Origin of the sequence: Burkholderia sp. Bp9140, from assembly GCF_003853425.1 — a bacterium.
Taxonomy (GTDB): Bacteria; Pseudomonadota; Gammaproteobacteria; order Burkholderiales; family Burkholderiaceae; genus Burkholderia.
Window position 1 is genome coordinate 24,002 of sequence record NZ_QTPQ01000065.1, and the last position, 6,333, is coordinate 30,334.

The following is a 6,333-nucleotide window of genomic DNA, read 5'->3' on the forward strand; positions in this document are numbered from 1 at the left end:
CACGCGATACAAAGGCGCCGCGCAAGCGGCGCTTTTTCCTTGTGCGTGCCGTGCTTACTGCGCCGGCGCCTCCGTATCCGCCGCAGGCAGTGGCAGCGCGCCGCTCGCTTCCATCTGCGCTTTCACGGCTTCGCCGAGCTGGTACACGGTGAGTGCATAGAAGAAGCTGCGGTTGTAGCGCGTCAGCACGTAGAAATTCTTCAGGCCGAGCAGGTATTCGGTCGCGCGACCCGGCGACGGCAGGTCGACCACGGTGACCGGCGTGCCGGCTTCGGTGGTGATGTTGACCATCGGCTCGTTGAGCGTCATGCCGGCGCGCAGCAGTTGCGACAGCGCCCAGTGCGGTTCGGGCTGACCGTCCGCTGCTGCCTGTGCGATGCCGAGGCTGCCCGTGTCGGGCGTGATGCGCCAGACCACCGGGCGATCGGTTTCCCAGCCGTGCTGCTTCAGGTAGTTCGCGACGCTGCCGATCGCATCGGCAGGACTGCTGCGCAGATCGACATGGCCGCCGTCGTAGTCGACCGCATACTCGCGGATGCTGCTCGGCAGGAACTGCGGGATGCCGATCGCGCCCGTGTACGAGCCGAGCACGGTGGTCGGGTCGAGCTGGTTGTCGCGGGTCCAGACCAGGAAGTCCTCGAGATTCTTGCGGAACGTTGCCTGGCGGCTGTCGCGATTCGGCGTGTCCGGATAGTCGAACGTGAGCGTCGTCAGCGTATCGAGCACGCGGAAGTTGCCCATGTAGCGGCCATAGATCGTTTCGACACCGATGATGCCGACGATCACCTCGGGCGGCACGCCGAATTCCTCGGATGCGCGCTGCAGCGTCGCCTGGTTCGCCTTCCAGAATTTCACGCCCGCGTTGATGCGGATCGGTTCGATGAAGCGCGAACGATAGACGCGCCAGTTCTTCACCGACGGCGTCGGCGCCGGCTTCACGAGCTTGACGGCGGTGGCCGAGTAGCTGGTGCGCGAGAACAGCGCATGCAGGCTCGCGGAATCGAAGCCGTTGCGGCTCACCATCTCGTCGATGAACGCATCGACCTTCGCGTTGTTCGAGTAACGCTGGGGAACGATTTCCTCTTCGAAGGTCTGACCTTGCGGCGCCGGCTGCTGCGGTTGCGCCTGCGCGACGAGCGTGCCGGACGACTTCGCAGGCTGCGTCTGCGCGACGACGGGCGCGGCGGCCAGCGTAGCGGCGACGGCAGCGGCAACGAGCGGAACGCGAACGCGGAACAGTGCGGAGAGAAGGGCGGCAGGCTTGCTGGAATTCATGTCGAAGCGGGCGGACAGGGCGATGAGGTTCGGCGCAGTATACCCGACGCATCCTGCGTGCCGGGGCGAGGCAGCGCACCGATGTGGTAAGTTAGCGGCGAATTCGCGGCAGACGATGGACATCATTGATGGAGACCTGCGGCGCACCCTGCGTCGTGGATGACAGCTTATGGCAACCGCCTTCTATACGCACCCCGACTGCATGCTGCACGAGATGGGGGAATGGCATCCGGAATGCCCGGCCCGACTGTCGGCGATCCAGGATCAGCTGATCGCGAGCCGCATCGACGACCTGATCGTGCACGAAACCGCTCCGTTCGCGAGCGAGGTGGCGCTGGGCCGCGTGCATACGCAGGCCCATATCGACTACATCCGCAGCATGATGCCCGTCGACGGCTACGTCGAGATCGATCCCGACACGCTGATGAACCGCGACACGTGGCGCGCTGCGCTGCGTGCGGCCGGCGCCGCGATCGCGGCGACCGATGCGGTGATCGAGGGCCGTTACGCGAATGCGTTCTGCAGTATTCGGCCGCCCGGCCATCACGCGGAACCCGCGCGTGCGATGGGCTTTTGCTTCTTCAACAACGTGGCGATCGCCGCGCGGCATGCGCTCGACGTCCACGGTATCGAGCGCGTCGCGATCATCGATTTCGACGTGCACCACGGCAACGGCACCGAAGCCGCGTTCGCGAACGACGAGCGCGTGCTGATGTGCAGCTTCTTCCAGCATCCGCTGTATCCGTTCTCGGGCGTCGATCACCAGGCGCCGAACATGGTCAACCTGCCGATGCCTGCGCGCAGCAACGGGATGGCGATCCGCGAGGCGGTCGACATGTTCTGGCTGCCGCGTCTCGACGCGTTCAAGCCGCAAATGCTGTTCGTGTCGGCCGGTTTCGACGCGCATCGCGAGGACGATATCGGCAACCTCGGTCTCGTCGAGGCCGATTTCGAATGGCTGACCGCGCAGGTCGTCGACGTCGCGCGCCGGCATGCGCAGGGCCGCATCGTCAGCTGTCTCGAGGGCGGCTACAACCTGTCTGCGCTCGGCCGCAGCGTCGTCGCGCACTTGCGCGTGCTGGCCGGCATCTGACCGGCAGCGGGGCGGCGCGGCTTCAGCGCGCCGGCACGCGCGCGCGAATCCACGCGATCAACGCATCGATCACACGGTCGCGCTCGAGATCGTTCATCGTTTCGTGAAAGCCGCCTTCGTATAGCGTCAGCGTACGATCGGGTGAGCCGACGCGGGCGCCGAATGCGCGGCTTCCGTCGGGCTCGGTCAGCTTGTCCTCGGTGCCGTGATAGACGAGCACCGGCACGCGCAGCGCGCCGCGCCCGCGCTCGATGCGCGCCATCGCATCGAGGATTTCGGCACCGGTGCGTGCCGGCACCGCGCCGTGGTGCACAAGCGGATCGGCGCGGTTGGCCGCGACGACGGCCGGATCGCGCGACAGCAGCGCGGCATCGATCCTGATTGCAGGAAAGGTCGGCCATACGCGGCTGATGAATCGGCTCATCGCGAGCATCCAGCGCGGCACGTCGCGTCCCGGCGCGAGCGCCGGGCTCGACAGCACGAGGCCTGCCAGCGCATGGCCGCGGGCCGGCACGCGTTCGATCGCATACAGCGCCGCGACCGCGCCGCCCATGCTGTGCCCCATCAGGAAGAGCGGCGTAGCGCCGCGGGCGGCTTCGGCGACGAGCGCATCCACATCGTTCAGATAGCCGTCGAAACGCTCGACCCACGCGCGTTTTCCGGGCGACTGGCCGTGCCCGCGCAGGTCGATCGCCAGCACGTCGATGCCGGCCGCGTTCAGTCGGGCCGCGAGCGCCGCGTAGCGGCCCGCATGCTCGGCGAGGCCGTGCACGAGCGCGATCGTGGCGCGCGGCGGCACCGTGCCGCCGCCGGCCGGCCAGCGGTACGACGCCAGCTCGAGCCCGTCCGCGGTACGCAGCCGGCCCATCCGCGGGGCGGGCAGCGACGCCGGCTCCGGTGCGGCGGTGGCGGGCGCGGCGGCCGGCGTGGTGGTGGCGGTCATCTGGCGTGTCCCCTGTTCGTTGGCGTAGGTGTTCCGGATCATAGTCGCGACACGCCCGCGGCGCGCCCGCAGCGCCCCTCTAATTTCGTCTGGTTATGAAAAGATCGAAATCGATTATTAAGTGGAATGAGGCGTTTGCGGTAAAATCGCCGGCTATTCCAGATGCATCGGCGGCCGACTGGCGGGCCTCGCCAGCCGGCCGCCGTTTTGTTTACATGATCGAATTACGCAATCTGTCGCAGCGTTTCCCCGGGCCGACCGGCTGGGTCGACGCGTTGCACAACGTCAATCTGACGATCCCGCAGGGCGAGGTGTTCGGCATCATCGGCCGAAGCGGCGCCGGCAAGAGCACGCTCGTGCGCACCATCAACCTGCTCACGCGGCCGACCGAAGGCAACGTCGTTGTCGGCGGACGCGACCTCACGCTGCTGCCGTCCGGCGCGCTGCGCGAAGCGCGCCGCGAAATCGGCATGATCTTCCAGCACTTCAACCTGCTGTCGTCGCGCACGGTGTTCGACAACGTCGCGCTGCCGCTCGAACTGGCCGGCGCGAGCCGCGCCGACATCGAGGCGGCCGTGCTGCCGCTGCTCGACCTCGTCGGGCTGTCCGCGCAGAAGGATCGCTATCCGGCGCAGATCAGCGGCGGCCAGAAGCAGCGCGTCGGCATCGCCCGCGCGCTCGCGAGCAAGCCGAAGGTGCTGCTGTCGGACGAAGCGACGTCGGCGCTCGACCCCGAGACCACGCGCTCGATCCTCGACCTGCTGAAGCGCATCAACCGCGAACTCGGCCTGACGATCGTGCTGATCACGCACCAGATGGAAGTGATCAAGCAGGTGTGCGATCGCGTGGCGGTGCTCGACGCGGGCCGCGTGGTCGAGGAGGGCCGCGTGATCGACGTGTTCCTGCAGCCGCATCACGAAGTGACGCGCGCGCTGATCGGCGACGTGATCGCGCAGGAACTGCCGCCCGCGCTGAAGGCACGCGTGGCCGAGCGGCTGAAGACGGGCAGCGGGCATTTGCTGCGGCTTGCGTTCACCGGCTCGGGTGTCGACCAGCCGATCCTGTCGGAGACGATCCGCCGGTACGAACTCGATTTCAACATCCTGCACGGCCAGATCGACGAGATCCAGGGGCAGGCGTTCGGGTCGCTAGCGGTGCTCGCGGGCGGCGAACCGGGCAAGGTCGGGCAGGCGCTTGCGTTCCTGCGCGAACAAGGCGTGGTGGTAGAGGAGCTTTCGTATGTTGAGTGAGATGTTCGATATGTTCGTGCAGTCGTTCTGGGAGACGCTGATCATGGTCGGCATCTCGGGAGCGGTCGGCGCGCTCGTCGGGCTGCCGCTCGGCGTGCTGCTGTACCTGACCGACCGCCAGGGCGTGCTGCAGAACCTCGGTGTGAATCGCGTGCTCGGCGGCATCGTGAACGCGGTGCGCTCGACGCCGTTCATCATCCTGCTGGTCGCGGTCATTCCGTTTACGCGGCTCGTCACGGGGTCGTCGATCGGCACGGCCGCGGCGGTCGTGCCGTTGACGCTCGCGGCCGCGCCGTTCGTCGCGCGGCTGGTCGAGACCGCGCTGCGCGAAGTCGACCGCGGGCTGATCGAGGCCGCGCAGTCGATGGGCGCGACGACGTCGCAGATCGTGTTCAAGGTGCTGCTGCCCGAATCGCTGCCGGGCGTCGTCGCAGGCCTGACGATCACGTTCGTGTCGCTCGTCGGCTATTCGGCGATGGCCGGTGCGATTGGCGGCGGCGGGCTCGGCGATCTGGGGATCCGCTACGGCTACCAGCGCTATCTGCCGGAAGTGATGTGGACGGTCGTCGCGATCCTGATCGTGTTCGTGCAGATCGTGCAATCGTTCGGCGACTGGCTCGTGCGCCGGCTGAGCCACAAGTAAAAACGACATTCATCCGTTGGGGGAGACGATGCAACGACGCTTCATGCTGAAGTTCGCGGCCGCATTCGGCGCGGCCGCGCTGTTCGCGAGCGCACATGCGCAGGCCGAAACCATCAAGGTGGGCGTGACGGGCGGCCCGCACGCGCAGATCATGGACGTGGTGAAGAAGGTCGCGGCCAGGAGCGGCCTCGACATCCGCGTGGTCGAATTCTCCGATTACGTGCAGCCGAACGCGGCGCTCGCGTCCGGCGATCTCGACGCGAACAGCTACCAGCACGATCCGTATCTGCAGGCGCAGGTGAAGGATCGCGGCTACAAGCTGATCAAGGTCGCCGATACCGTCACGTTCCCGATGGGCATCTATTCGAAGCGGGTGACGTCGCTGGCCGAGCTCAAGCCAGGCGCACGCATCGCGGTGCCGAACGACCCGACCAACGGCGGCCGCGCGCTGCTGTTGCTGCAGAAGCAGGGGCTGCTGAAGCTGCGTGCGGATGCGGGGCTGAAGGCGACGCCGCTCGACATCGCCGACAATCCGCGCAAGCTGAAGATCGTCGAGCTCGATGCGGCGCAGATTCCGCGCTCACTCGGCGACGTCGACGCGGCGGCGATCAACACCAACTACGCGATGGAAGCGGGGTTGAAGCCCAAACAGGACGCGATCGCGATCGAGGGCCCGAACGGCCCGTACGCGAACATTCTCGCGATTCGCGAGGCCGACCGGAACAAGCCGTGGGTCGCGAAGCTGGTCGCGGCCTACCATTCCACGGAAGTGAAGCAGTTCATCGAACAGAAGTTCGGCGGCGCGGTCATCGCTGCCTGGTAACACGATGTACAGGGCGCGCCCGGCGACGATTAGAGTCGATGATCGAAAACCCGGGCTTTGCGTCCGGGTTTTTTCTCTTTTAAAATAGAACGACCGTTCGCTATTGCCGGCGCGCCGACGAGGAGCGCTATCCTCGATAGCCGCGATGGATGGGTCCGCTTGGCCGCGCAGTCATGAGGCCTCGCTATAGAATGGCCTCTGGTCGTATTCGTAACTTTGGAGCGTGTGCATGAAAATCCTGGTGCCAGTGAAAAGAGTGGTCGATTACAACGTGAAGGTCCGCGTGAAGTCGGACAACACGGGCGT

General features: G+C 66.5%; 6 protein-coding genes and 1 pseudogene. 5 read left to right on the forward strand and 2 right to left on the reverse strand.

The window, feature by feature from the left end:
* Nucleotides 1-54 precede the first annotated feature (54 nt).
* Complete coding sequence (gene mltB / locus DIE21_RS35090) at nt 55-1,401, reverse strand: lytic murein transglycosylase B (RefSeq protein ID WP_185642911.1); 1,347 nt, start codon at nt 1,399-1,401, stop codon at nt 55-57.
* Between the two features lie 43 nt (nt 1,402-1,444).
* On the opposite strand from mltB, the gene DIE21_RS35095 reads away from it, so the two are divergent.
* Nucleotides 1,445-2,368: a histone deacetylase family protein gene (locus tag DIE21_RS35095; RefSeq protein WP_124501937.1), complete on the forward strand. Its 924-nt coding sequence runs from the start codon at nt 1,445-1,447 to the stop codon at nt 2,366-2,368.
* A gap of 22 nt (nt 2,369-2,390) precedes the next feature.
* Here DIE21_RS35095 and DIE21_RS35100 read toward each other — a convergent pair whose 3' ends face one another.
* Complete coding sequence (locus DIE21_RS35100) at nt 2,391-3,311, reverse strand: alpha/beta hydrolase (RefSeq protein WP_124501938.1); 921 nt, start codon at nt 3,309-3,311, stop codon at nt 2,391-2,393.
* A gap of 215 nt (nt 3,312-3,526) precedes the next feature.
* Between DIE21_RS35100 and DIE21_RS35105 the strand changes: the two genes are divergently transcribed.
* The 4 genes and pseudogenes from DIE21_RS35105 to DIE21_RS35120 all read left to right on the forward strand — a co-directional run.
* Nucleotides 3,527-4,561, forward strand: a complete 1,035-nt coding sequence (locus tag DIE21_RS35105; RefSeq protein WP_124501939.1) for a methionine ABC transporter ATP-binding protein — start codon at nt 3,527-3,529, stop codon at nt 4,559-4,561.
* Nucleotides 4,551-5,204 carry a methionine ABC transporter permease gene (locus DIE21_RS35110; RefSeq protein WP_124501940.1) on the forward strand — a complete coding sequence of 218 codons (654 nt, stop codon included), beginning with the start codon at nt 4,551-4,553 and terminating at the stop codon, nt 5,202-5,204. Before DIE21_RS35105 ends, DIE21_RS35110 begins: the two co-directional genes overlap by 11 nt.
* A gap of 28 nt (nt 5,205-5,232) precedes the next feature.
* A complete protein-coding gene (locus DIE21_RS35115) occupies nt 5,233-6,027 on the forward strand; it encodes a MetQ/NlpA family ABC transporter substrate-binding protein (RefSeq protein ID WP_124501941.1) in 795 nt (264 codons plus the stop codon).
* 229 nt (nt 6,028-6,256) lie between these two features.
* Nucleotides 6,257-6,333 (forward strand): annotated as a pseudogene (locus tag DIE21_RS35120) (electron transfer flavoprotein subunit beta/FixA family protein); the annotation flags it as partial.

Bases quoted from the DNA above. Each gene is read 5' to 3' on its own strand.
- mltB (WP_185642911.1), bottom strand. From the start codon at position 1,401: ATGATGTCCATCGTCTGCCGCGAATTCGCCGCTAACTTACCACATCGG.
- DIE21_RS35095 (WP_124501937.1), top strand. From the start codon at position 1,445: ATGGCAACCGCCTTCTATACGCACCCCGACTGCATGCTGCACGAGATG.
- DIE21_RS35100 (WP_124501938.1), bottom strand. From the start codon at position 3,311: ATGACCGCCACCACCACGCCGGCCGCCGCGCCCGCCACCGCCGCACCG.
- DIE21_RS35105 (WP_124501939.1), top strand. From the start codon at position 3,527: ATGATCGAATTACGCAATCTGTCGCAGCGTTTCCCCGGGCCGACCGGC.
- DIE21_RS35110 (WP_124501940.1), top strand. From the start codon at position 4,551: ATGTTGAGTGAGATGTTCGATATGTTCGTGCAGTCGTTCTGGGAGACG.
- DIE21_RS35115 (WP_124501941.1), top strand. From the start codon at position 5,233: ATGCAACGACGCTTCATGCTGAAGTTCGCGGCCGCATTCGGCGCGGCC.